Consider the following 23,855-nt stretch of genomic DNA (forward strand, 5'->3'; position numbering starts at 1 on the left):
TGTGATGCAGAGGTAATTTATGTTTAAAAAGTTGATGGCTTTAGTCGTGACAAGTTTAGCTTTTGGTGTGATTAACGTGTACGCCGATAAGGCAGACGCTGAAGCTCCCATCAAACGGCCCAATGTATTGATGTTGCTGTTCGATGATATGCGATTTGATACTTTTTCATATCGTGATGGACCGGTCAGTACGCCTAATATTGACGCATTGGCCAATCAAGGCATTCAGTTTAACCAAGCCATGACGAGTACCGGCTTGTGCTCTCCTTCGCGCGCCGCATTATTTACTGGGCGGTGGGGGCATAAAAATGGTCTAGAAGATAATATTTACCTGTTTCACTCGCGCTATGAAGAGCTCCCCTTAGAGCAAGGTGGTCTTATAAAACGAGCCGCCGATGAAGGGTATTTTGTGGGCTATGCAGGTAAGTGGCACCTTGGCGCCCAAGGCACTAACTTACGTGGTGCTGATTATGTGTACGATGCCGACAACTTACAGCATGATCGTCACGAGCGAGGCTGGGCACCACGAGAAATTGCTGCAAAAGTTGAACAGTACAAGCAGGGTAAGCTCGATGCTAATGGCGAAAAGCATATGTACTATCAAACCTTACCGGGCACTTATGCCGATACGGAAACTGCCCGTATTGTAGAGCACGGACAAAAAATGATGCAGCAAGCCGCCGAAAAAGAGCAACCATTCTTTGGTGTCGTCAGTTTCCATCAGCCACATCCACCGTACCGGGTCCCTGAGCCTTACGCCAGCATGTTTGACCCCGAAACAGTTGAGCTGCCAGAAAACTATCGTACACAGCGTAAAAACAAGCCCATGTCGCAGGATGAGCCTTACTGGCCCTGGCACGATGTTGAACATCTGACCGATACTGATTGGAGAAAGATGCGAACATTCTATTATGGCGCTGTTGCCATGCTAGATCACGCCGTTGAGCAATTGTTAGATACCGCAAAAAAAGAAGGCTTATACGATGACTTATACATTGTTTTTGCAGGCGATCAGGGCAGTATGCTAGGTGAACACGGTTTATACGATAAGGGTCCCTATGCTTACGACGAACTAATGCGTATGCCGCTGTTTGTCCGAGTGCCGGGGGAGTCTCCCAAAAAGGTTAATCGACAAGTGTCAATGTTAGATATAGCCCCTACCTTGAGTGAGTGGATGAGCTTGTCACCCGATGGTGACGTGGATGGCCATTCGCTGGCACCGCTAATTGAACAGGGTGATAAAGCCGAGGCGGGTAAGGTAGATAAAGCTCTGTACGCTTATGAGTGGTATAACGGTGGTTGGTTTGGTATTCGCGCCATTCGTACACCCGAATATAAATTTGTTTGGAATCCGGGCGAAACTCGTGACGAGTTTTACGATTTACGAAAAGATCCTGGCGAAATTAATAATCTAGCTAATAGTGCTGATTACAAAAAACAGCGTGATTATATGATCCAATTATTAGAGCAAGAATTAATTCGAATTGATGATCCATTGTTGTCTAAATATCGTCGCTATATGAAAATGATTAATAACGTTTAACAGATGTAACAAGAGTATCTACGCTATGATTTTAAATGCTTTGCAACGCAGTCTTAGTTATTTACTAGGTGCAGTTATATTATTTTCTACAAGTGCTGGTGCAGCTGATGAGCGACCTAATATTTTATTAATATTGGCTGACGATTTAGGTTATGCCGATGTTGGATTTAACGGTTCATCCGACATCACAACCCCCTCCTTGGATGAGCTCGCTAACGAGGGGGTAACTTTCTCGCAAGCTTACGTGGCCCATGCTTTTTGTGGTCCTAGCCGAGCGGGATTAATGACAGGGCGGTACCCACACAAATTTGGTTCACAATTTAATTTACCCGACATCTATATGTCGGGAGGTGTGGGGGTCCCTGAGTCGGAAGTTTTTGTTAGTGATGTACTGCAGGATAGCAATTACTTTACCGGTGCTATTGGTAAGTGGCATTTAGGTGAGACCGATAAATACCATCCGAACAATCGTGGCTTTGACGAGTTTTACGGCTTCTTAAACGGTGGCCATAATTACTTCCCCGAAGATTTCAATCGGCGCTATGATGCCTTGAGAGCGGCTGGTCGTACTGATATTCCACATTATTTACTGCCCCTTGAGCACAATGGTCAAAGGGTGCGAGAGACGGAATATATAACTGATGCGCTTTCACGCGAGGCGGTTAAATTTGTCACTGACGGCAGTAAAAAAGAGCAGCCCTGGTTTTTATATTTAGCCTATAACGCGCCACATACACCACTCCAAGCTAAGCCTGAAGACATGGCTAAGTTTCCTCATATTAAAGATAAAAAACGAAAAACTTACGCGGGAATGGTTTACGCGCTCGATCGCGGTGTAAAGCGAGTAATTGATACCCTTAAAGAAACTGGACAGTATGACAATACAGTGGTTGTATTCTTGAGCGATAACGGCGGAAAACTCAGCCAAGGAGCCAATAATGACCCTTTACGTGCAGGTAAAGGCAGTGCTCTAGAAGGCGGTTTTAGGGTGCCTATGTTTGTACACTGGCCGGGTAAAATTAAAAGTAATAGCCATTATAAGCACCCCGTAAATGCGTTGGACTTGTTCCCCACTTTTGCCTCTTTGGCTGAGGCTGAGCTGCCTCAAGGGTTAGAGTTGGATGGGGAAAATCTATGGCCGGCGCTGCAGACGGGTGAAAGTGCGCGAAAAGGCGAAACTTTTTTTGCCATGCGCCACCGCGGTGATCATAGTGACACTGCCGCTATTCGTGACCAGTGGAAGGCAGTTCGTGTCGGTAAAGAGCCTTGGGCTCTGTATGATGTCGCAGCGGATCCTGCCGAGAGTAAAGATTTGAGCGAAGAGAAGCCCAACTTACTCCACGATTTGGTCACTGACGCTAACGTATGGAGCTGGACCCATGTTCAACCGCGTTGGTTTCATATTCAAAAAGAAGGTTTTTTATGGCGCGAGGAGTCTATGCCGCGGTTTCATGAAACCTTTGATTTGCTCGAAGGTAAGAGCTATTGATTAAAGTATAAAGCCTTCTTCAAATGTTTCGGCGATGCACCATCGCCGAATATTTTTGAGTAACCATTTTTACATTTTCGGCGGCTATACTGGATAGAGTTGTTATAGGAAAGAGAAGTCATCGATGGATAGTCGAAAGAAAGATAGGTTAGAGCGTACAGTACAAAAAGGGATGTTGAAATTCATTCTCGTTAGTGGGGTGTTGGGCTGGGGAGTATCGACTGCAATTCTATTTTCTATAATTCAGCATTTTACGGGTACTACTCAAACTATAAATACCGTTGTTTTATCTCTGGTTTTATTTCCAGTTGGTGGGCTGTTTTGGGGGGGTGCCATGTGGTGGTTTGTAAAGTCCCAATACAAAAAAATGGTTTCCGAAAAGTTATAGCGAAGCCATGTACAGCGAGTTACTTTTCCATCACTCAGATTATGGCAAAAAAGACTGCCATAATTTAATCAACAACAAGGCAGCCGCATAATAGCGGCGTTAACAGCACTCGATGAAAAAATCAAAAAATACGACCTGGTTGGTATGTTATTTAGCGCTGGGCTTAAGCGGTTGCTACAATGCCTCATTGGCTGTTTCGGATAGCTCAACGGTTGTCGCCCCCTATGGTGATACTCCCGTGTCCGGCTATACGCTGAGTTGGTCCGATGAGTTTAATGGTGATTATGTCAATGAGTCGAAATGGCATTACCGGCTCGATTGTAAGCATTGGAGTCAGCAAAAAGCCCGTAACAACAGTGTGTCGGGTGGCTTGTATCGTATACACCTAAGACAGGAAGCCAGTGAATGCCCTAACAATACCGCTTTGCAGCCCGGACAAGAAGAGGGGGACGACCCTGCTGGGGTGGTTCAATACAGTGGTGGTGGCATCATCTCCAATAAGTTCTTTCGCTATGGTTTTTACGAGGCTCGCTTGCGTGTACCCCCTAGTGCGGGTTGGCATAGCTCCTTTTGGATGATGCGCTCAGGCGTCACGGTTGAGGATGACTTAGTCAGTCATATAGAGTTGGATCCATTTGAAAACGATTCTATCGATTTACAACATTATCAGACAGATGCTCATCAGTGGAAACCCGAACCTGGCACAGAAGACCCCGGCAGGCGTCAAAACAAAGTTGGCACTCGACAAATAAGGTTTGCAGAAGACACCTTGCTCAGCGACTTTCATGTGATTGGCATGGAATTTACCGACACTCATTTACGATACTTCTTTGATGGGGCGTTGGTATCGGAAACTGCGTTTGCTGCTGAGCAATTCCAGCATAATGATGTGAACATCTGGCTTACCTCAATTGGAACATTTTTAGGGCCAACCCCGGCGATAGATAATTCGCAGCTCCCGAGTGAGATGCAGGTAGACTATGTCAGGTTCTTCCAAAAAACTCCCTAACAAACGCGCGTATCACTAAGAGCAGAGCGTTTTGACTTGCCAATATAAACATCATATGTTTATATTGGTATATATTTGGGTTATCTTAACTGTGGCCCAGTCTATAACGATAATGAGTTTGTACAGATGTAGGAGAACCCCCGCGTGAATAATAACCTTATTTTCACTTGCGTCTTGGCCGCAACGTGCATGTTTTCACTCAACGCACATAGTGCTCACGAGTCTCAATCGACTGCTTCTGTCAAAGTCGGCTTCCCCCTATCCGATCCGGAGAATGGCGCTGGATGGGTGCTTAATAATGATATCAGTGACGAATTTAACGCCGGTGAGCTGGATACTTCTAAGTGGTTTGTTGAAGGTGAGCAAGGCGATTACTACATTTGGAAAGGCCGCCCGCCATCGCAATTTGCTCCCCATAATGTATTGGTAGAGGATGGTAAGCTAAAAATTCGCACGCAGTGGGAGCCAGATTTTGATTTTGCCAATGAAAATTACGCTGATGGCTCACGCAACGATGCCTATGGTCGCCACGAAGGGGAAGCCTTTCCTGTAACAACGGGCGCGGCGATTAGCCGCAAGCGTTTTTTAAACGGTTACATGGAGGTACGTACTAAAGCGGGCGATGCGGCCATGACGAGCTCATTTTGGACTATTGGCTATCAGTCCGAGCTAGATATATATGAGCAAATGGGCAAGCCATCTATCGCGCATGATATTACCGCTACTAACTGGAAGGCATCAGTGCACGATTGGCGCCCACCCGCCAAGCGCCCCACTCGTAAATTTGGCATGAAAGAGGATCTAGGTTTTCGCGTTGCAGATGAGTTTCATGTGTATGGTGCGGAGTGGGGCGAGGATTATTTAAAGCTCTATCTAGATGGCGAACTCAAGTACGAAGTTACACAAGAGGAGGTTGGACGCCACTGGGTTCTTACCAATCCATTGGAGATCTGGTTTGACTCAGAGATTTTTGTTTGGTTGGGCTTACCCCGCAAGGATGAGTTGCCAGTAGATTATGAGATTGATTATGTTCGCGTTTGGCAAAAGCCTCATGCTAATTTACTGGCGCGTCACTTTTACGGCTTTGAAGGACCTTATTTGTATGAAGGTCAATCTAAGCCGCTGGATTTAACCCCAGAAAATCCAACTAACAATGCTTACCAAAAATTTTGGCAGATTCACGATGACTCGTCACAGCATTTGGCCGTTGTTCGACACGAGCATCACTCGGCAGGCACTCGCAGCCTGCGATTTGAATCACGTAATAGAGCAGCTACCGCCATTGCCACTACCCCTGCAGGGACGCTCGCACTAGAGCCTGGTAGCTATACATTAAAGGCTAAGTTATGGCTTGAGCCTGGCAGTCAGCTAGATGGAATATCAATTCAGCTAAATAAAGCCAAGCTTGGTATCTCGCTTGATGATACAGCCACTTTTAAACCTGGTCAGTGGCATACGATCGAGCAAAAAATTATGCTTGATGAGCAAACTAGCAACACTGAAACCATGAGTATAACCTTTGTACAAAACGAGGCCGGTGCTGATACCCGCGCCTATCTTGACGAAATTTCAATCGAACACTAAACCTTACCACTGCCGTCGTCCTATATTTGACGGCAGTGTTCTTTTTGCATAGATATACCTTGAGTCGACTATGAAACTAATCTCCCCACAGCTTGCTTTTTGTCTAATTGGCGCATCATTGGTTGCCTGCCAAACTCAACCGAAAAATCCTACAGAAGCTACAACTCAAGCAATGGGGGAATTTGTCTTTGCTCAAAATTTGTCCCATAATGATCGTAATATGCGTAAATGGGACGCCCCTGTTTTTGCTGACTTAGATCAAGACGGTTGGGTAGATGCAGTGCTTAATAATCACGGTTACGGCATTCAAGTCGCATGGAATGATGAGGGTGAGTTTGCCGAACCCTGGGATTTGCTAATGGGTGATATTCACGGTGTGACAGTGGGGGATATAGACAATGATGGCTTGCTTGAATTGTTACTCTCGCGCGGTGGTGGCTCGGGCAGCAATGCGCGTACGGCTCGAGTCTTTAAAGCTCATAAAGATCGACAGTTTAGCGAGATGCGTGAGCAGGATGAATCACTTGCCGGTATGCGCGGGCGAACTTTAGTGTTGTTTGATGGCGATACTGATGGTGATTTGGATTTATTAAACTTCGCGTTTCCCGATAAAAATGTGAAAGGTAGTGAAAATTATATCTACGATAATAAGCCTGAAACGGGTTTTTCGGGGAGTCGTACTCTGGCACGCTCTTACGGAGACGGTCAGAAAACGTTTGTCACCGATATTAACAACGATGGTGTATCGGATTTGTTGATGTACGGTCATAAAGCCCTGCGAGCGTTTATCGGTAAAGATAGCTTAGGCTTTAGCGTGGCTCAGCCGAATATATTCGATCAACCCATCGGTAATGTTACTGGTATTGCACAGCTTGATTACGACGGCGATGGTGATATGGATATTTATTTAAGCCGTGGTCAAGAGTTTGAATCTGGCCAGAATTTTTGCAGTTCCGACGGTTCTATATGGGCCGGCTATGGTAAGCGAGGACGCTTTGATTTTGGTGTTATTCTGGCCGGTGAAACTATTAGTATAAAAAATTATCAATCTCCATGGCCCAATAAAAAATTATGGATTGGTGAGTCTGCTTATGAATATGAGTTCACTGGGGAAACCTACAGTGGCGCCGATATTAACCTAATTAGCAGCGATTCGTTAGGCTGGCCTGACAAACTGGAAAAAAATGGCTTGTACGCAGGTTATATTGGCAACGAGGGTTGGCGTCTAGCCGGTTCCAGTTGGTCCCCGCTCACTGTTGCGGTTACCAATTTGTCAGGTTGTCAAGCTCAGCCGTATAAGGCTGGGCCGCAGGATATTTTACTGGAAAACATGGGTGGTCGTTATCAGCGAGCCTCAGTAGAGGTGATCGACAATGAGCCATCACATAACATGGCTGTATTGGCTTCCGATCTCAATAATGATGGCTGGCAAGATTTGGTCGTGATGCCTCGCGGCAATCTCGCCGACCCGTTAACCCCGCAAGTGCTTATCAATAAATCTGGTAGTGGATTTAAAAAAATTAGCTTTCCCAATTTAACAATGCATGAGCCTGGTGCTATTGGCATGGCACTGGGGTCAGCTGATGTTAATCTCGATGGCAAAGTAGATTTAATGTTTGGCAATGAGCGTGGAAAATGGAGTTTGTTTCAAAATGAACTGCAAGAGGCCGACCAGCATCACTATGTCTTGCTCGATTTTGGCACGGAAGAAACAGGAAGAGTCACGTGGTTAGATGCTCGAGTTGAGGTTACCGCCTGTGGTCGCACTCAAATCGCACGAGCTGGTGATACCAGCGCTTCATACTCTCGCAGTTACAATCGGTACCTGCACTTTGGCTTAGGCGATTGCAGCACGGTAGATAGCGTTAAAGTGACGCGAACCAATGGTGATTTGGCCGTTATTAAAGATGTGAATGTAGACGCCATTAATATCGTTAACTTTTAATTATGGAAATACTTAAAAAGTAAAGGTGCATCAATGAAACAAATACTATCAATAGCTGGCTTGTTGATATTGAGTTCGAGTACTGTTTCGGCTGCCAATCCGCTTCCTTTGTCAGACCCTGAAAACTCGGCGGGCTGGCACCTAAATGAGGCAGTTAGTGACGAATTTGATGCGGCGGTTTTGGACGAAGACCGCTGGTATGTAGTGGGTAAGTTTAAAGACGGAAAACCCGTATACGTACATCCAGATAAACCTGAAAAAAAGGTTTGGAAGGGGCGGGCACCATCGCAGTTCTCTGGCCGTAATTATCGCCTTGAAGACGGCAAGCTTATTTTAGAAACCCGTTGGGAGCCAGATTTTCCATTTGAGCAAGAGGTTCACCAGCCGGTGTTTGGCGATGCATTACCCTACGAGAATATTACCACGGCCTGTATTATTGCTCGACGTGAATTTAAATACGGCTACATTGAAATAAAAAGCAAAGCGGCCGATGCGCAAATCTCCAGTGCTTTCTGGGCAATGGGTGAGAGGTTAGAAGTGGATTTCTTTGAGCTTTTCGGTGCACATCCCGTCGGTGAGAAAGAGCACCTAGATAGCCAGTTGTGGTGGTCTATTCGCGATTGGAATAAGCCTGTGCGCGGTAAACCAACCTACACTGAGCACAAAGATTTAGGTTTTCGTGTGGCGGATGATTTTCATGTTTACGGCTTTGAATGGGATGAAACTGGGGTAAAGTATTATATCGATGGAAAGCTGTTTAGCGACGTGCCAGCCGAGGCGGTGGATGCCTGGGCTAAAGAAAACCGCGGTGTTGAACATGGTTATGTGGCCACCAAGCCCATTGCATTATGGTTAGATCAAGAAACCTTCCCTTGGCATGGCGTTCCCTCGAGTAAAGACGATCTTGAACGCAATAGTCCAGCCGACAAAAAGCACGATGGGGTGGTTGATTTTGAAGTGGAATACGTTCGTGTTTGGCAAAAAGCTGATTAAAAGGATGTGACGATGAGAATGTTAATGTATTTAGCTTCAATATTTATGACCACTCTGCTGCTGGGGTGTGCCACATTACCTGATATAGAAAATCTGACACCTGGACGTTTGTTCGCTAGCTTGCCAGATACTTGTCCTACCCCCGATGCTTTGGTGGCAACGGCCCAGGGCGATGTGCTTTTATCTTGCCCCAACTTTGCCAGCAAAACACAGCCAGGCACCCTGCTGCGATTGTCATCAGACGGCGAGGTGGAAGATCTGGGTCAGGTGCCCGGCTTGGTGACGACCGCACAACCTATGGGAATGGCTTTTGACGAGTCGGGAAATTTATATATTGCTAACAACGAAGCTGGCGGCAATGGCAATATTTTGAAAGTGCAGTTTCAAAACGGTCAGATAGTAGGGTCACAGATAGTTGCTAAAGGCTTTTCTTCCCCCAACGGTTTGCGTTATCGCGACGGCTTTTTATATGTCACTCAGCTGCAGATGCCTAAAGCCACCTCTGGCGATATGGTGAGTGGCTTGTATCGTATTCCGACTGAGGCTCGGGGTTTAGAAATTGCCAGTGATTTGAGTGATTCAGAGCTTATTTTTTACGACACTACAGCCAATCCTAAGCGCCAGTTTGGCTTAGATGGGCTGGTCTTTGACGATCAGGGGGCTTTGTACCTGACAAATTTTGGTGATGGCAAAGTCTACCGCTTGATCTTGTCCGAAGCGGGTGAGGTATTGCAGAGCTCGGTGTTTGCTGAATTGTCGTCCGAAGTGGGGTTGGACGGTATCAGCATTGACACTGCGGGTAATCTTTATGTGGCGGGCTTTCTACTGAATCAAGTTTACCGGATCTCCCCCGATGCAAAAGTGAGTTTAATTGCCGACTACCCGGACAATCAGGGCGCAGATGGTGCAATTGATCAGCCGGCTGACCTAATGGTTTTTGGCGACCAGTTGTTGATTTCAAATTTTGATTTGATGAAAGGAGAGGGGGTTCGCAATAGTGCTCATACAAAGCCTTACACCATTAGCACTATCCCTCTGAACTAGGGTTTGGATATTGTCTGCAATCACTTGTGGCAAATTTAAACATACTATGTTTAAATAGGTACTATTAAAAATAGCCATATCAGGCCGCAATTAAGAAGTATTTATATATGTCAATTCAAGCCATCAAAACCTACCATCTGCGCTGTCATCTGGATAAGCCCTTTGGCTTCTCACAGTGGTTTTACGACCAGAGAAACGTACTGGTTGTTGAGATCATAGACAGCACGGGTGCCAGCGGCTGGGGCGAGTGTTACGGGCCGGCCGATGTGATCCAGGGGTGTGTCGAGAAGTTTTACGCATCGCGGATTTTGGGAAGAAACCCCATAGAAACCGATGCCATTTGGCAACATATGTGGCGATCGTCACTGGATTTTGCCCGTGGTGGGGTCATGATGTCGGCTATGAGTGGTATTGATATGGCGCTGTGGGACCTGAAAGGCAAGCTGCTGGGTCAGAGCGTAAGCACTCTTATGGGGGGGCGTCTGCGCGATAAAGTGCATTGTTACGCTACGGGGATGTATTACACTGACATGCCTGAAGAGGAGTTGCTGCCAGATTTGGTGGAAGAAGCTCGTGGCTACGCCGCTCAGGGGTTTGAGGCGATGAAAATTAAGGTCGGGAAAAATCTCGCCTTTGATAAGAAGTTTATCGTTGCTCTACGTGAGGCCTTGCCTAATACCGAATTAATGGCAGATTCCAACCACGGCTTTGACTTGCCCGAGGCGATTGAAATTGGGCGTCTCTTAGATGAACACGATTATCGTTGGTTTGAAGAGCCGCTTTCCCCCGAGCACGTGGGGCTGTTCCGACAGCTGCACAACAAACTGGACATCGCTATTGCGACGGGCGAATGTGAACAGACTCGTTTCGGTTTTCAACGTTTGATCGAGGCGGGTGGAGTGCAATTGGTGCAGCCCGATCTCGCTTATTGTGGGGGGCCCAGCGAGGCATTAAAAATCCGCACATTGGCCTCGGCCCACGGAATCAATTGCCTGCCCCATGTGTGGGGTACACAGCTCAACTTGGCGGCGGCCACGCACTTTCTGGCCAGTGCCTACCCAGAGCCGGGGCGGGCCGAAGAAAAGCGTTTGTGGTTAGAGTACGATCGCACCGAGAATCCGCTGCGCGATGAACTTTACAAACAACAGGTTCGGGTGGAAAACGGCGCGGCTATCGTGCCCGACGCCCCGGGACTTGGGGTGGAAATTGACACCACTAAACTTTCTGATTATGTCGTTACGATGACGGAGACCAGTAATGTCTAAAGCTCTGCGTATGTTGATTGGCGGCGAGTTTCACGATACCGCTGATAAAATTGACGTTTACAATCCTGCTACTGGCAAGGTTGTCGGTCAGGTGCCGCAAATTGAACCAGATCAAGTTGCCTTGTCACTTAAGGTGGCGCACGAGGGTTTCATCGTCTGGTCGGGTAAATCCTTAGCTGAGCGCAGCGAAATCATCTTGCGATTTGCAGATTTACTCGAAGCGAGTAAAGCAGAGATTATAGACCTGCTTATCGAAGAAACCGGTAAGCCAGCGGACAATGCCGATTATGATTTTGGTATGTTGACCACCTGCCTGCGCTTTTTTGTTGAAGAGTCGAAGCGCACCGACCAGCCCACCATTACCGACCCCAGCGGCGAATTTTTGCATTATGTATCCCGCCAGCCTTTGGGCGTAGTCGTGGGTTATCTGGCTTGGAACTTTCCCTTGCTGAACTTGGGTTACAAGTTAGGTCCGGCGCTAGCTGCTGGTTGTTCGGTAATTGTTAAACCATCTCAGTTGACCCCTCTTGCCAGTTTGCGTTGTGCTGAGTTGGCACAAGAGGCTGGTATTCCGGCCGGAGTGGTTAATGTGATAACTGGCGACCGCTTTGATGTGACCGATCCGCTGCTGACCAGCGATGTGACCTCGATGTTCACCATGATCGGCTCCACCAAGTCGGGGGTGAATGCTATGCGCACAGCCAGCACCAGTGTGAAGAAGTTTTCGGTTGAGCTGGGTGGCAACGCGCCTGTCGTCGTCTACCCGGATGCAGATATCGATAAAGCCGTTGCTGATATTGTCGATCTAAAACTGGGTAATAGTGGTCAGGTATGTGTATCCCCCAACCGCTGCTATGTGCACGTGAGTGTTTATGATGAGTTTCTAACCAAAGCTGTCGATCGAGTGCAAACGTTTAAGCTCGGTAGTGGTTCAGGTGAAGGTCCATTGATGGGGCCAATCATTTCGGCTGAAGCGCGCGATCGCATTCTTGACTCTGTAAAGAGCGCGCAAGAGCAGGGTGCCCGTCTGATGACTGGCGGCAAGATTCCTGCGGACAACAACGAAGGCTATTATATGGAGCCTACCGTATTGGCCGACGTTACCGCGAGCATGCCGATTGCCTGTGATGAAATTTTCGGCCCGGTGCTGCCAGTTATGAAATATGACGACAGTCAGGATCCGGTTGCCTTGGCTAACGATAACCCGTTTGGTCTGGCAGCGTATGTTTATACCCAAAACCTAAACAACGCCATGCGCGCCGCTAACGAGATTCAGGCAGGTAGTGTTTGTATCAACAGTGCTCACTACAGTGTGCAGTTGCCCCATGGCGGCTTAAAGCAAAGTGGTGTGGGTAAAGATTGCTCTAAGTACAGTTTAGAAGAGTATTTAACCTTAAAACGCGTTTCTATTTTGATTCACCAGTAGGCTCTCTTACGGTGTTCTTTCGCCGAATCGATAGGCTCGGTTCGGCGTTTTTTTATTTTGGGGGTTGGTATGACAAAAATCTTAGTCGATTGGGGTTCATCTAATTGTCGCGCTTATTTGTTAAACGAATCCGGACATCTGCAGGGCAATATACACGCAGAGCTGGGAGTATTAAGATTGGAGCAGGGAGCTTTTGAGGCAAAGCTTCGTGAATTACTGTCACCGTGGGGGGCGATCTTAGCCGATTGTGATATTTGGCTTGCCGGTATGGTCGGCTCGCGCCGTGGTTGGTATGAAGTCGCGTATGTCCCCTCTCCTGCGCGCAGTGACCAGCTGGCAACTCATTCCAAAAGCTTAGACGTGAACTGGGCGCGTTCGGTTCGAATAATTCCCGGGGTATCTTGTAGCGGCAGCGATAACTTCGATGTTATGCGCGGTGAAGAGGTGCAATTGATTGGTTTGATGCAGATATTAGCGAAGCCGAATGCCTATGCCATGTTACCCGGCACCCATAATAAACATGTAGAAATTAATGATGGAGCCATTGGTCGGTTTTCTACCCATCCCACAGGAGAGCTATATGCTGTTGTTACGCAGCATATGTTGTTGGGTTACGGGCTAAACAGCTCAACGGCAGGCAAGTATCCGCAGGCTTTTTGTCGCGGCTTGGATAAAGGCGCGCAGAGTTCGAAGCTGGGTAATAGTTTATTTGGCGCTTGGACTAATCGCTTGGGTGGCAGGCTGACTGACGAGGAGACTCTCGATTACATTAGCGGAGTACTTATTGGCAATGAGCTGCGCGATTTTCCCGTCTCCACTTGTGCCATTGTTTGTGATGATGTCATTGGTGAGCGTTACCTTACAGCCTGTGAACACCTAGGTATTGGAGCGACCCTGCACTCAGGGGCCGAGTGTTTTTTAACGGGTATGAAAGCCATTAGTGAGTCTTAAGTTTATGAAAACCCCAGATTTTTTGAAACCGAACGAGCGACCCTTAATTGCGATATTGCGCGGCGTTACCGAAGACTCGGTGGTGAGTGTTGCTCAGACACTAATTGATGCAGGTATTAGTATTATTGAGGTACCGTTAAATAGCCCTAATGCCCTTGTTAGTATATCACGGTTGGTAGGATGTTTCGGCGATTCTTATTTAGTCGGGGCGGGTACTGTCACCACCGAGGTTGAATTAGAAGCGGTTGTTGCCACGGGTGCGAAGTTGATAGTTACCCCGAATTTCAACCCAAAAGTGGTAAAAAAAGCAGTGGCCGCTGATTGTATATGTCTTCCGGGGGTGATTACTCCGACTGAAGCGTTTGCTGCTCTTGCAGAAGGTGCTCAGGGGCTTAAACTCTTTCCAGTGACGCAAATGGGGGCGGTCAACTTCAAAGCCCTAATGTCGGTTTTGCCTGCGGGGACCCACTGTTTTCCGGTAGGTGGGATTTCAGAGGAAGGTTCTACCATGGCGCCTTATTTACAGGCCGGCGCAGTGGGTTTTGGTATTGGATCGTCGTTGTATGAGCCAGATATTGATATATCTGAATTGGCCAGCCGGGCGCGATCTTTGGTTGAGACCTTTGACCACCTCACCAGGTTATTGCCATAACCGATTAAGAAAGCTTGGGTAATCTGTGAGGGATTGTAATCTTGTTTCAAATTGGGTATATTGTATACAATATACAATAAGGGGGGGGTGAGTTATGTCTGAGGGTAGCGCCAAGAATTCGGTTTTGGTGACCGGGGGTGCCGGCTATATCGGCAGCCATGTCTGTGTCGAGCTGATTCACGCGGGATTTACCCCGATTGTGGTCGATAACCTATGCAACAGCAACCGTGAGGTGATGGAGCGCATCGAGACGATTACCGGTGTGCGCCCGGTGCTGTGTGTAGAGGATATCCGTGATCGCGCCGCGCTGGATAAAATCTTTGCCGCCCATAATATTGATGCGGTGATGCACTTTGCCGGCCTTAAAGCCGTGGGTGAGTCAAATACCATCCCTCTGTCGTACTACCAAAACAATGTCAGTGGCTCGCTGACATTGTTTGAGTCGATGGCGGCGCACGATGTGTGGAAGGTGATCTTTAGCTCCTCCGCCACCGTGTATGGCGATCCGGCCAGCGTGCCCATCGACGAGAATTTCCCCATCGGCGCCACTAACCCCTATGGTCGCACCAAGTTAATGGTCGAAGAGATTCTGCAAGATATGTCGCGTGCCCCCGAGGCCCGGTGGAACACCAGCCTGCTGCGCTACTTTAACCCGGTGGGTGCCCACGAGTCGGGCCTGATTGGTGAAGACCCGCTGGGTATTCCCAATAACCTGGTGCCCTACATCGCTCAGGTGGGGGTTGGCAAGTTGTCCGCGTTGCAAGTATTTGGCGACGATTACGACACCCCCGATGGCACCGGCGTGCGCGATTACATCCACGTGGTGGATTTGGCTCGCGGCCATGTGGCGGCGCTGCAAAAACAACAGCAGCAAGACGCCGGTTGCCGCGTTTACAACCTGGGTACCGGCAATGGCTATTCGGTGCTTGAGGTGGTGAACGCGTTTGCCAAGGCCTGCGGTAAAGAAATCCCCTACAAAATGGCGCCGCGCCGTGCCGGCGATATTGCCCGCTGCTACGCTAAAACCGATCTGGCCGAGCGCGAGCTGGGCTGGAAAGCGCAATACGATATCGAGCGCATGATGGTCGATACCTGGCGCTGGCAAAGTAATAACCCCAACGGCTACCGTCAAAGCTAGTCCTGTACACGAGAGATCTCATGAGCGTATTAAACGATAAAAGTCATCGCCGCTTTAACCCGCTGTTGGGCGAGTGGATTTTAGTATCTCCGCACCGGGGCAAGCGCCCCTGGCAGGGCCAGCAAGAGGCGCCCCAGCCAAGCGGTGCGGTCAGCTACGATGAAAAGTGCTACCTGTGTCCGGGCAATACCCGTATTACCGGTGATGTGAACCCAGACTATAAAGGCACGTTTGTTTTTCAAAACGATTTTCCGGCGCTGCAGGCGGATAACGACGACGAAAGCTCGGACGATGAGCTGTTCCGTTATCAGGCCGCTAAAGGCGAGGCGCGGGTTATTTGTTTTTCACCTGATCACAGTAAAAGCTTGCCGCAGCTGAGCGAGGCGGAGATCGGTGGAGTGATCGATACCTGGCGCGAGCAAATGATCGAGCTGGGCGAGCGCTACCAGTGGGTACAGGTATTTGAAAATAAAGGCGCGGTGATGGGTTGCTCTAACCCTCACCCGCACGGCCAAATTTGGGCGCAGGATACTCTGCCTACCGAGGCGGAAAAAATCGATCGGAATTTAAAAAGTTACTACCAGCGCCACGGTAGCAACTTATTGCTGGACTATGTAGAAAAAGAAATTGCCAAAGGCGAGCGCGTGGTTGAGGTAAACGAGCACTGGGCAGTGCTGGTGCCGTTTTGGGCTTGCTGGCCGTTTGAGGTGATTTTACTACCGCGCTTTGCGGCCAAAACCTTTACCGATGTAAACCCCGGGCAGCAACAGGCGCTTGCCAGTATTTTAAAGCTGGCCCTTACGCGTTACGACAACCTGTTTCAGTGCAGTTTTCCGTACTCTATGGGCTGGCGTGCCCAGCCGTTTAATGGCGAGGCGAACGACCACTGGCAGTTGCACGCCAGTTTCTTCCCGCCACTGCTGCGCAGTGCCAGTGTAAAGAAATTTATGGTGGGTTACGAAATGCTGGCTGAAGCCCAGCGTGACATCACCCCCGAGCAGGCTGCCGAACGTTTACGCGCCTGCAGTACGATGCATTACTTAGAGAATCAATAGCATGCAGCAACAGATATCCGATCGGTTCTTATCGATTTATAGTAAGAACGCTTCAGGCGTTTACTTTGCCCCAGGCCGGGTAAACTTAATTGGCGAGCACACGGATTATAACGACGGTTTTGTTTTTCCCTGTGCACTGGAGTTTGGTACTTATATTGCCACCTCTGTACGCGACGACAATGTAATGCGTGTTTGCGCTGGAAACTTTGAAGACGAGTATAACCAGTGGACTCTAAGCGCGGATATTGAGACTGATGAAAATTGCTTGTGGTCTAACTATTTGCGCGGTGTGTGCGCTATTTTGTTGGCGCAGGGGCATAGCTTAAAAGGCTTAGATGTTTACATTGAAGGTAATGTTCCTCGTGGCGCTGGGCTTAGCTCCTCGGCCTCACTGTCGGTGGCGTTCGCCAAGGCGTTGAGTGAAATTAATGGCTTAGGCCTCAGCGTGAGTGATATAGCCCGGGTGGCACAGTCGGCCGAGAATGATTTTGCCGGCTGTAGTTGCGGCATTATGGATCAGCTGGCCTCGGCTGGCGGCAAAGAAGGTCACGCGCTGCTACTCGATTGCCGCGATCTGTCGTTTGATCTGGTATCTATCCCTGAAGCGCTGGATATTCTGATTATCGACTCGCGGGTTGAGCGCAACCTAGTGGGCAGTGAATACAATGATCGTCGCGCCGACTGCGAACGCGCCGCCCAAGCGTTGGGTGTGAGCATCCTGCGGGATGCCACCCTGGATATGTTAGAGCAAAAGCGCGAGCAGCTGGACGAGCTGGCCTACCGCCGTGCGCGTCACATATTAACTGAAAATGATCGTACCCAGCGCTGCGCCAGTGCCCTAAAAACCGGCGACTTGCCCACGGTGTATCAAACCATGCGCGATTCGCATATCTCTATGCGCGACGACTTTGAGATTACCGTCCCCGAGATCGATTTTATCGTAGAGACGGTTGACGCTCAGCTGGATAACGATGGCGGTGTGCGCATGACCGGTGGCGGCTTTGGTGGCTGTGTGGTGGCTTTGGTGCCCAACGATAAAGCGCAGGCGATTGAGGCAGATGTTAAAGCAAAATACGCCGAGAAGTTTGCCAAAGAGCCCAACGTGTATCACTGCAAAGCAAAAGACGGCGCGCGGGTGCTCTACTCGTAATTAAGCCTACACCGCCAACGCGGTGCAGGCCGTTGCGTTATAAGCCAGACACAAAAAAGCCAGCATACTTGCTGGCTTTTTTGTGTGGTTAGCTCGGGCTTATACGCCCGAGCCACCGGTTTGCTGGAAGGTGCCAGCATCCAATATTTGACGTCGTGCTTTGTACTGACAAATGAAGTTCCAGTTCCAGCTGGCATCGTACTTGTGGCACAGGCCCCACTCGATACCGGCCATAGCGTCGTCGGATTTTTCGTAGCCGGGCTTGCGGTACATGCCCATGGCCTCGGGAGCCCCTTTAATGTGCGACATAATGTCAAAGTTGACGCCGTCGTTGGCCCACTGGCAGGTGTTTTTTTCGGGGCCGTCGGTGGTCAGGATGCAGGCTATGCCGTCGTTGTAGTGCCAGACGGCAACCTCGTGACCGCTGTTGGTTACCGGGTTTAACGGCGACTTGGTGTAGGGGCCTAAAATGTTGTCGGCAATGGCAACGCCGTGTTTGATTTCGCGGCCGCCAAAGTTCATGCCTTCGCCCATGATCTCGCCTTTGTAATACAGGTAGAACTGGCCTTTAAAAAACATCAGGCAAGGGTCGTGTACTTTGTGGCTGTCAAAGTCGCCGCGCTCTTTAACATGAAAGCGGTTGTCCTCGTCGCCATCCCACACGCCGTTGTCGGCAGGGCTTAAGATGGGCGCATCAGACTTGATCCAGGGGCCGTAGGGCGAATCGCTGTGGGCGATGGCAATATGCTCTTTGCTGCGGTTTAGATAGGGCGCCTGCACTACTTGATACACTAGGTAGTAACGGCCTTCGTGCTCCAGTACCTCGGGGGTAAAGCAGGCGCGATCGTCGTAGCGGCCGGCTTCGCCTGGCACTACTGCAGGGCCTTCTTCTGTCCAGTGGTAACCATCTTTTGAGCTGGCGTGCCAGACTTCAGTTTTATCCCAGGGGAAGACTTTATCGTTGGGGTTGTCGCTGCCAAAGCCAACGGTTTCACCCTCGCCTTTGGTGTAGTACACATGCAGGGTATCGCCGACTTTAATCACGGCGCTGGGGTCGCGACGGATGACGCCCTCCTGGTAGGCAAAGTCGCCACCTAAAGGCTCGATATCAAACTCATACACCCAGTCGGCGTTGGTGTTGTCGTAGCCTCGCTCAATGGCGCGCAAACTGGCTTTGCTTAACTGTGGTTGTGTATTGGTCATAATAAATCCTGCTAATTATCTTGTCGTCGGCATAGTGCGCGAAATTCATATTTAGGATTATAGCCTTAAAGTGCCATGGCTCCTGAGCGCATGCCTGCTGGCATAGGCAATTGTGTGTTTGGTACTTTCCTTTGTAGATGGCTACCAAGAGTGCCAGATAAATAGCGTCACGGTGCTCATCGACAGCATAACTTTGTTGCAATTAGTTATTGCTGGAGCTGGAAGTTCCAGTGCGCATTTGTTGTTTTCGGTGGCCTGGGTCACCGCCATCTCAAAATCCATAAAATATATCTTATTGTATACAATATACTGTTGACACGCGAGTCATAATTTTGCACACTAATGGGGTAGTTACTTAAACGGCGTGCAAAAGTTTTGGGCACTTGGCTTTTACGCGCTCTGTTGCTACCGGTCAATGACTGAGTAATTGGCTCTATTATAGGCAGTCATTGATTGAGCTCAGATGCTTTGCTTATTACGTGAGCACACTTCGTTAGGCCACAGTTCGCAGCGAACTGTGGCCTTTTTTTATGGGCAGTATTTATGTTGGGCAGTGGTCGCTATAATGTTAAATGCTCTTTTGAACAACGAGACACGAAATGAGAAAAACACTTTATGGCCATTTACCCTGTGGTTCAGCTGTCTATGAGTACACTTTACGTAATTCACAGAATATAGCCGTTACCATCATCGATTATGGCGCCACTATCACTGGTATATATGTACCGGATGAGCAGGGTAATAATATCAACCTTGTTCTTGGTTATGACAACTTAGAGGGGTATTTAAAAGGCAGTTCCTATTTAGGCGCTGTGGTGGGGCGTGTTGCTAACCGTATCGATGCGGGAGTGTTTGAGCTTGGGGGGAAGCGCTATCAGCTCGATGTAAATAATGGCCCCAATCATCTTCACGGCGGCAACGACGGTTACGATAAAAAGCTTTGGCAGGGGCGGTTCTGCGAGCAAGAGAGCTCTCAACAGTTGCGTCTCACCCTTGTTAGTGAAGATGGTGACCAAGGTTACCCCGGCGAGTTGACTCTAGAAGTGGTGTACAGCCTGACAGAAGATAATGAGCTGCGAATCGAATATAGTGCTGGGTGCGAGAAGGCCGCAACACCGGTGAATCTTACCCAACATAGCTATTTCAATTTACAGGGTGTCTCGGGCGGCGACATCAATGGCCATGAGTTGACGCTTTTTGCAGACAGCTATACCCCCATAAATTCAACTGGAATTCCTACCGGGACGTTATTGCCTATGGGCGGTAGCTCGCTGGACTTTAGTTACACACGTTCTTTGGGAGAAGTGGTGACCTCAGGTGCACCTGAGGTTGTGGCCGCAGGCGGTGTCGATCATAACTTTGTTGTGCGCCGAGAGGCGCCAAACGATTTGGCCAAGGTGGCTTTATTGCGCGATCCCGATACTGGCCGAGCTATGGAGGTGTTTTCTACCCAACCTGGGGTGCAGGTGTATACCGCTAACTACTTGCAAGACGATGCTGCGGCATCACTTCAGTCATTCCCACGCTATGGCGCGGTGTGCTTAGAGTGCCAGGGCTTTCCTGATGCAGTGAATCAGCCGGGCTTCCCCTCGGTGGTCGTTCAGCCGGGTGAACAGTATCGCGAAACGACTTGTTATCGCTTCTTGGTGTAAGTGAAATAGAGGCCCCTTGTACAGGGGCCCGCTTGTTTAAGGTTTAAGTTTCACTTTCAGCAATGCATCGTGAGCGGTGATGTAGAGATTTTTCTGTTTCGTGTCGAGTGTACAATTAGCGGTTAGGCGTCCGGTGTGGATAATGGCAAGTAGTTTGGCTTTCTCCGTAAACATCCAAACTCCGCCGGGCCCTGTCGCAAAAATAATGCCTTCGCTATGTACGGCCATGCCGTCTGGCACTCCAGGCCCCGGGTTTTCCACTTGACGTGAATCAAAAAAGACGCGTTTATTGGCCAATTCGCCCTCGGCAGTAATATCGTAGGCCAGCCATTGGGGGTTATCTTTGTCCGAAACGGCGACAAACAATGTTTTTTCATCACGACTTAAAGCAATACCGTTGGGCGCTTTTACCTGATCATCTAGCAGCACCAATTCTCCGGTAGGCTCCAGAGCAAATACTCCATTAAAGTCCAGTTCACGACGAGGGTCGTCGTCACCTTTAGCAAGCCCGTAGGGCGGATCGGTAAAGTACAAACGTCCATCGGACGCAATCACCCCGTCATTGGGGCTATTGAGTCGTTTACCCTGGTAATGATCGGTTAAAGGAATGAAATCGGGCGTTGGTGCCTGCAAAGGGGCGTCCATTGCCGCGATGCGTCTGTCACCCTGCTGTAGGGCGATAAGCTCTCCTTTTTCGGATAAAAGCAGGCCATTAGAACCGCCCTGGTCATCGTCGGGGTATAAGCCTGTACCGCCAGAGGGTTGCAAATAGAGCTCGACACCTTCTCCGGGCGTGTATTTCTCAATGGTATTGTTGGGGATATCAGAAAACAGCAAGAATCCTTCATCGATCCAGAGCGGGCCCTCTGTCCAGGCGTAACCGGTAGCCAGCACTTCAACTTGAGCCTTTGGGTTGATGAACTCCAGCGCCTGGCTATCGTAGATACTGATATCGGTGTATTTCTCGATAGTAACGGGTGCTGTTTGTTTAGGGGTGGTACTGCAGGCTGTGAGTAGCCCGGCGAGTGCCACTATCAATAGACGTTTCATTGGCTTGCCTCCAGGGTGTTTTTCCAGTCGACCAATTTACGGATATGACCCAGAGAGGCCAGTAAGTAATGGGCGGCATTTAAATAGCCACGCTCATGGAAAAGCTGCAGATTCTTTCCAGTAAGGTTAGCTAGTTTATCTTCATTGATGGTGTACATGCCTTGATAGGTTTGTTTATCACCATTGGCAAACGCTACATCGAATTTGATGGGTTCTAATAGTGCCTGTTCGGAGAGGTTTTCAATAAAGGTATGCGAGGCCTGCATGCCGGACATGAGTGAGCCTAGCAGCTGTTGAATGTGTTGCATATATTCGGTAGTGGAGCCGTCACTGTTAAATAAGGACTCACCGCTGTCAGTACTGATACGGGTGCTATCCATATCGATTAATAACTGACCACGATTTTGATCCTCTTGATTGGGAACCGAGACAAACGGCTGGCGGCGCATATGGAGAGGAATATAAGAGGCGCGCCATTGATTTCCTTGCAGAAAAAGATTTTCACCGCTGTTAAACCCCAGTAAAGAATAAAGGCCAAAGCGGCCGGTTTGTTCATCCTTCATCAGGGCGCAAGGGTAATCGAGCACTAAGCTTCTAAGCTCGGTGGCAATAATCGGTGCTAAGTGAATATTTTCGCCATATTTTGCGCCGCGTTCAGTAATAATTTTAATGTCGCTGTGTTGGCTTTTATCGAGGGGTACTAGGTTGGCCATTAAAGCCTCCTTTGATATTACTATACCGGCGCCATGCCGTATTGATGGATTTTTTTCAACAACTCACGATTGCTGGGCAGTGCAGTACAAAGCTTATGGGTGATTTGTTGATTTTTAGCAAATTCTTGTGCAGCCATCCGTTGTTGTTGTTCATGTAATCCGGCCGGATGAGGTTCGGTTTTAAAGCCCATGCCGTATAACACATATTGATAGCTTGCGGCGGGGAACACTTCAGTGGCGTGGTCGAAATCATTATCCCAAGGTGGTTGATAGCGCCATAGATCTAAAAGCTCTTGCAGGCTGTCAGGAATGCTTGCTTTATCTCGATTGTCGATCCAGAACTCACTGTCATTGCGCTCGTTGAGCATATAGTGCAGCTTTAGAAAATCGATAATACGATCCCAGCGATAACGGAAAGTGCGATTAAAGCGATTGGCAATAGAGTTCATCGCCGCGCGATTAGCGGGCAGTTGACTGGCGATAAATTCTGCCGATATTTCCACAAGTACCAGAGCCGAGGCCTCTAAAGGCTCAAGAAAGCCCGCCGATAAGCCCACGGCCACGCAGTTATTTACCCAAAATTTTTCGCGGTGTCCTGGGGTAATAGGAATTTCACGAACGTTTAAACTGTCTAGATTGTGTCCACTTTGGGCGGCATAGCGTTCCAGCTCCCGATAGGCGTTATCCCGGTTCGTATAGCGGCTGGAGAATACATGCCCAACGCCTCGACGGGTGGGCAGGCCAATGTCCCAAATCCAACCGGCACTTTGCGCGGTAGAAATAGTATGCGAGGCAATCTCATCTTCAGCGTGGTGGTAAGGGAGATGAACCGCGAGAGCGGTATTGGCAAAAAGTACATCTTCGCAGGATTTGAATGGTACCTGGTAGTGCTCACCAATCAATTTAGATTTAAAACCAGTGCAGTCAATAAATAAATCGGCTGAAATTTCGCCGGTGTTTTCTGTGTGTAGCGCGCAAATATCCCCATTTTCTGAGTCTTTTAATGAGGCGACATCATCGAGAATATGGCGGACCCCCAGTGTTTGAGTACAGTGACGTTTCAGAAAATCGGCGAAAGCGCCGGCATCCAGGTGATAGGCGTAATTCGCCAGCCCCTGATACTCGGGAGTAGTAATTAATTTTGGTGCCAGAGAATTCTCACACAAGACATCCTGCGGACATACGGTTTGTGAGAAACTTGCTCCATTTTGTTGTGTTAGCCAATGAGGCGCTAAATTCATGCGATTGAAGCCTTGCGGGAGAATCAGTGGATGATAATACTCATCGTCGGTTTTTCCTGTGTGCCAACGGGAAAACTTAGCGCCCTGTTTAAAAGAGACCTGGCATTCGCGGATAAAATCAGTTTCTCGAATGCCCATTTTCTTCAGGGTGTTGCGCATGGTAGGCCAAGTGCCTTCGCCCACCCCTACGGTTGGTATGTTGGGAGATTCAATTAAGGTTATGGCAATAGGGTTTGCTTGCGTCGCTTGAACACGTGCGGCAATAACACCAGCACATAGCCAACCGGCTGTGCCGCCTCCGACGATAACGATAGATTGGATAGGTTGTTGCATTTGCTAGTCGCTAGGGTAGTTATTGTGAATC

The 23,855-nt window shown here is 48.8% G+C and carries 20 protein-coding genes; 16 read left to right on the forward strand and 4 right to left on the reverse strand.

The genetic code is table 11. The annotated features are described in order from the left end of the window. The first annotated feature begins 19 nt into the window (after positions 1-19). The 15 genes from Q4526_RS08910 to galK all read left to right on the forward strand — a co-directional run bounded on the left by Q4526_RS08910 (position 20) and on the right by galK (position 17,632). Positions 20-1,543 carry a sulfatase-like hydrolase/transferase gene (locus Q4526_RS08910; RefSeq protein ID WP_215976717.1) on the forward strand — a complete coding sequence of 508 codons (1,524 nt, stop codon included), beginning with the start codon at positions 20-22 and terminating at the stop codon, positions 1,541-1,543. 25 nt (positions 1,544-1,568) lie between these two features. Then, entirely contained in the window at positions 1,569-3,032 is a 1,464-nt protein-coding gene (locus tag Q4526_RS08915; RefSeq protein ID WP_215976718.1) for a sulfatase-like hydrolase/transferase, read from the forward strand. 124 nt (positions 3,033-3,156) lie between these two features. Further along, entirely contained in the window at positions 3,157-3,420 is a 264-nt protein-coding gene (locus tag Q4526_RS08920; protein WP_215976719.1) for a hypothetical protein, read from the forward strand. Positions 3,421-3,532: 112 nt separating this feature from the next. After that, complete coding sequence (locus Q4526_RS08925; RefSeq protein ID WP_215976720.1) at positions 3,533-4,429, forward strand: family 16 glycosylhydrolase; 897 nt, start codon at positions 3,533-3,535, stop codon at positions 4,427-4,429. A gap of 144 nt (positions 4,430-4,573) precedes the next feature. Continuing rightward, positions 4,574-6,013, forward strand: a complete 1,440-nt coding sequence (locus tag Q4526_RS08930; protein WP_303609597.1) for a family 16 glycosylhydrolase — start codon at positions 4,574-4,576, stop codon at positions 6,011-6,013. Between the two features lie 70 nt (positions 6,014-6,083). Then, the gene (locus Q4526_RS08935; protein ID WP_215976721.1) at positions 6,084-7,958 is read left to right on the forward strand and encodes a CRTAC1 family protein; all 1,875 of its coding nucleotides are present in this window, start codon (positions 6,084-6,086) and stop codon (positions 7,956-7,958) included. Between the two features lie 33 nt (positions 7,959-7,991). Further along, entirely contained in the window at positions 7,992-8,951 is a 960-nt protein-coding gene (locus Q4526_RS08940; RefSeq protein ID WP_215976722.1) for a family 16 glycosylhydrolase, read from the forward strand. Between the two features lie 12 nt (positions 8,952-8,963). Further along, positions 8,964-9,995: an SMP-30/gluconolactonase/LRE family protein gene (locus Q4526_RS08945; protein ID WP_215976723.1), complete on the forward strand. Its 1,032-nt coding sequence runs from the start codon at positions 8,964-8,966 to the stop codon at positions 9,993-9,995. A gap of 107 nt (positions 9,996-10,102) precedes the next feature. After that, positions 10,103-11,260, forward strand: a complete 1,158-nt coding sequence (locus Q4526_RS08950; protein WP_215976724.1) for a mandelate racemase/muconate lactonizing enzyme family protein — start codon at positions 10,103-10,105, stop codon at positions 11,258-11,260. Beyond that, the gene (locus Q4526_RS08955; RefSeq protein WP_215976725.1) at positions 11,253-12,686 is read left to right on the forward strand and encodes an aldehyde dehydrogenase; all 1,434 of its coding nucleotides are present in this window, start codon (positions 11,253-11,255) and stop codon (positions 12,684-12,686) included. Before Q4526_RS08950 ends, Q4526_RS08955 begins: the two co-directional genes overlap by 8 nt. A gap of 69 nt (positions 12,687-12,755) precedes the next feature. Next, on the forward strand, positions 12,756-13,637 hold the full coding sequence (locus tag Q4526_RS08960) for a 2-dehydro-3-deoxygalactonokinase (RefSeq protein WP_215976726.1): 882 nt from the start codon (positions 12,756-12,758) through the stop codon (positions 13,635-13,637). A gap of 4 nt (positions 13,638-13,641) precedes the next feature. Further along, positions 13,642-14,289, forward strand: coding sequence for a 2-dehydro-3-deoxy-6-phosphogalactonate aldolase (locus Q4526_RS08965; protein WP_215976727.1), 648 nt, complete (start codon positions 13,642-13,644; stop codon positions 14,287-14,289). 94 nt (positions 14,290-14,383) lie between these two features. Further along, positions 14,384-15,427: a UDP-glucose 4-epimerase GalE gene (galE, locus tag Q4526_RS08970; RefSeq protein WP_215976728.1), complete on the forward strand. Its 1,044-nt coding sequence runs from the start codon at positions 14,384-14,386 to the stop codon at positions 15,425-15,427. Between the two features lie 20 nt (positions 15,428-15,447). Beyond that, a complete protein-coding gene (locus Q4526_RS08975) occupies positions 15,448-16,482 on the forward strand; it encodes a UDP-glucose--hexose-1-phosphate uridylyltransferase (protein ID WP_215976729.1) in 1,035 nt (344 codons plus the stop codon). Between the two features lies 1 nt (position 16,483). Then, complete coding sequence (galK, locus tag Q4526_RS08980) at positions 16,484-17,632, forward strand: galactokinase (protein WP_215976730.1); 1,149 nt, start codon at positions 16,484-16,486, stop codon at positions 17,630-17,632. 99 nt (positions 17,633-17,731) lie between these two features. On the opposite strand, the gene Q4526_RS08985 is transcribed toward galK, so the two are convergent. Next, positions 17,732-18,835: a family 43 glycosylhydrolase gene (locus Q4526_RS08985; RefSeq protein WP_215976731.1), complete on the reverse strand. Its 1,104-nt coding sequence runs from the start codon at positions 18,833-18,835 to the stop codon at positions 17,732-17,734. 599 nt (positions 18,836-19,434) lie between these two features. Here Q4526_RS08985 and Q4526_RS08990 point away from each other — a divergent pair. Further along, positions 19,435-20,487, forward strand: coding sequence for an aldose epimerase family protein (locus tag Q4526_RS08990; RefSeq protein WP_215976732.1), 1,053 nt, complete (start codon positions 19,435-19,437; stop codon positions 20,485-20,487). A 36-nt stretch (positions 20,488-20,523) separates the two neighbouring features. Here Q4526_RS08990 and Q4526_RS08995 read toward each other — a convergent pair whose 3' ends face one another. The 3 genes from Q4526_RS08995 to Q4526_RS09005 are packed head-to-tail and all read right to left on the reverse strand — an operon-like array spanning position 20,524 to position 23,824. Then, positions 20,524-21,537: an SMP-30/gluconolactonase/LRE family protein gene (locus Q4526_RS08995; protein WP_215976733.1), complete on the reverse strand. Its 1,014-nt coding sequence runs from the start codon at positions 21,535-21,537 to the stop codon at positions 20,524-20,526. After that, on the reverse strand, positions 21,534-22,250 hold the full coding sequence (locus tag Q4526_RS09000) for a SapC family protein (protein WP_215976734.1): 717 nt from the start codon (positions 22,248-22,250) through the stop codon (positions 21,534-21,536). The genes Q4526_RS08995 and Q4526_RS09000 overlap by 4 nt, the downstream gene beginning before the upstream one ends. 20 nt (positions 22,251-22,270) lie before the next feature. After that, positions 22,271-23,824 carry a tryptophan halogenase family protein gene (locus Q4526_RS09005; RefSeq protein ID WP_215976735.1) on the reverse strand — a complete coding sequence of 518 codons (1,554 nt, stop codon included), beginning with the start codon at positions 23,822-23,824 and terminating at the stop codon, positions 22,271-22,273. Positions 23,825-23,855 lie beyond the last annotated feature (31 nt).

The organism is Gilvimarinus sp. 2_MG-2023 (assembly GCF_030547685.1).
Lineage (GTDB): Bacteria > Pseudomonadota > Gammaproteobacteria > Pseudomonadales > Cellvibrionaceae > Gilvimarinus.

Bases quoted from the DNA above. Each gene is read 5' to 3' on its own strand.
- Q4526_RS08910 (WP_215976717.1), top strand. From the start codon at position 20: ATGTTTAAAAAGTTGATGGCTTTAGTCGTGACAAGTTTAGCTTTTGGT.
- Q4526_RS08915 (WP_215976718.1), top strand. From the start codon at position 1,569: ATGATTTTAAATGCTTTGCAACGCAGTCTTAGTTATTTACTAGGTGCA.
- Q4526_RS08920 (WP_215976719.1), top strand. From the start codon at position 3,157: ATGGATAGTCGAAAGAAAGATAGGTTAGAGCGTACAGTACAAAAAGGG.
- Q4526_RS08925 (WP_215976720.1), top strand. From the start codon at position 3,533: ATGAAAAAATCAAAAAATACGACCTGGTTGGTATGTTATTTAGCGCTG.
- Q4526_RS08935 (WP_215976721.1), top strand. From the start codon at position 6,084: ATGAAACTAATCTCCCCACAGCTTGCTTTTTGTCTAATTGGCGCATCA.
- Q4526_RS08940 (WP_215976722.1), top strand. From the start codon at position 7,992: ATGAAACAAATACTATCAATAGCTGGCTTGTTGATATTGAGTTCGAGT.
- Q4526_RS08945 (WP_215976723.1), top strand. From the start codon at position 8,964: ATGAGAATGTTAATGTATTTAGCTTCAATATTTATGACCACTCTGCTG.
- Q4526_RS08950 (WP_215976724.1), top strand. From the start codon at position 10,103: ATGTCAATTCAAGCCATCAAAACCTACCATCTGCGCTGTCATCTGGAT.
- Q4526_RS08955 (WP_215976725.1), top strand. From the start codon at position 11,253: ATGTCTAAAGCTCTGCGTATGTTGATTGGCGGCGAGTTTCACGATACC.
- Q4526_RS08960 (WP_215976726.1), top strand. From the start codon at position 12,756: ATGACAAAAATCTTAGTCGATTGGGGTTCATCTAATTGTCGCGCTTAT.
- Q4526_RS08965 (WP_215976727.1), top strand. From the start codon at position 13,642: ATGAAAACCCCAGATTTTTTGAAACCGAACGAGCGACCCTTAATTGCG.
- galE (WP_215976728.1), top strand. From the start codon at position 14,384: ATGTCTGAGGGTAGCGCCAAGAATTCGGTTTTGGTGACCGGGGGTGCC.
- Q4526_RS08975 (WP_215976729.1), top strand. From the start codon at position 15,448: ATGAGCGTATTAAACGATAAAAGTCATCGCCGCTTTAACCCGCTGTTG.
- galK (WP_215976730.1), top strand. From the start codon at position 16,484: ATGCAGCAACAGATATCCGATCGGTTCTTATCGATTTATAGTAAGAAC.
- Q4526_RS08985 (WP_215976731.1), bottom strand. From the start codon at position 18,835: ATGACCAATACACAACCACAGTTAAGCAAAGCCAGTTTGCGCGCCATT.
- Q4526_RS08990 (WP_215976732.1), top strand. From the start codon at position 19,435: ATGAGAAAAACACTTTATGGCCATTTACCCTGTGGTTCAGCTGTCTAT.
- Q4526_RS08995 (WP_215976733.1), bottom strand. From the start codon at position 21,537: ATGAAACGTCTATTGATAGTGGCACTCGCCGGGCTACTCACAGCCTGC.
- Q4526_RS09000 (WP_215976734.1), bottom strand. From the start codon at position 22,250: ATGGCCAACCTAGTACCCCTCGATAAAAGCCAACACAGCGACATTAAA.
- Q4526_RS09005 (WP_215976735.1), bottom strand. From the start codon at position 23,824: ATGCAACAACCTATCCAATCTATCGTTATCGTCGGAGGCGGCACAGCC.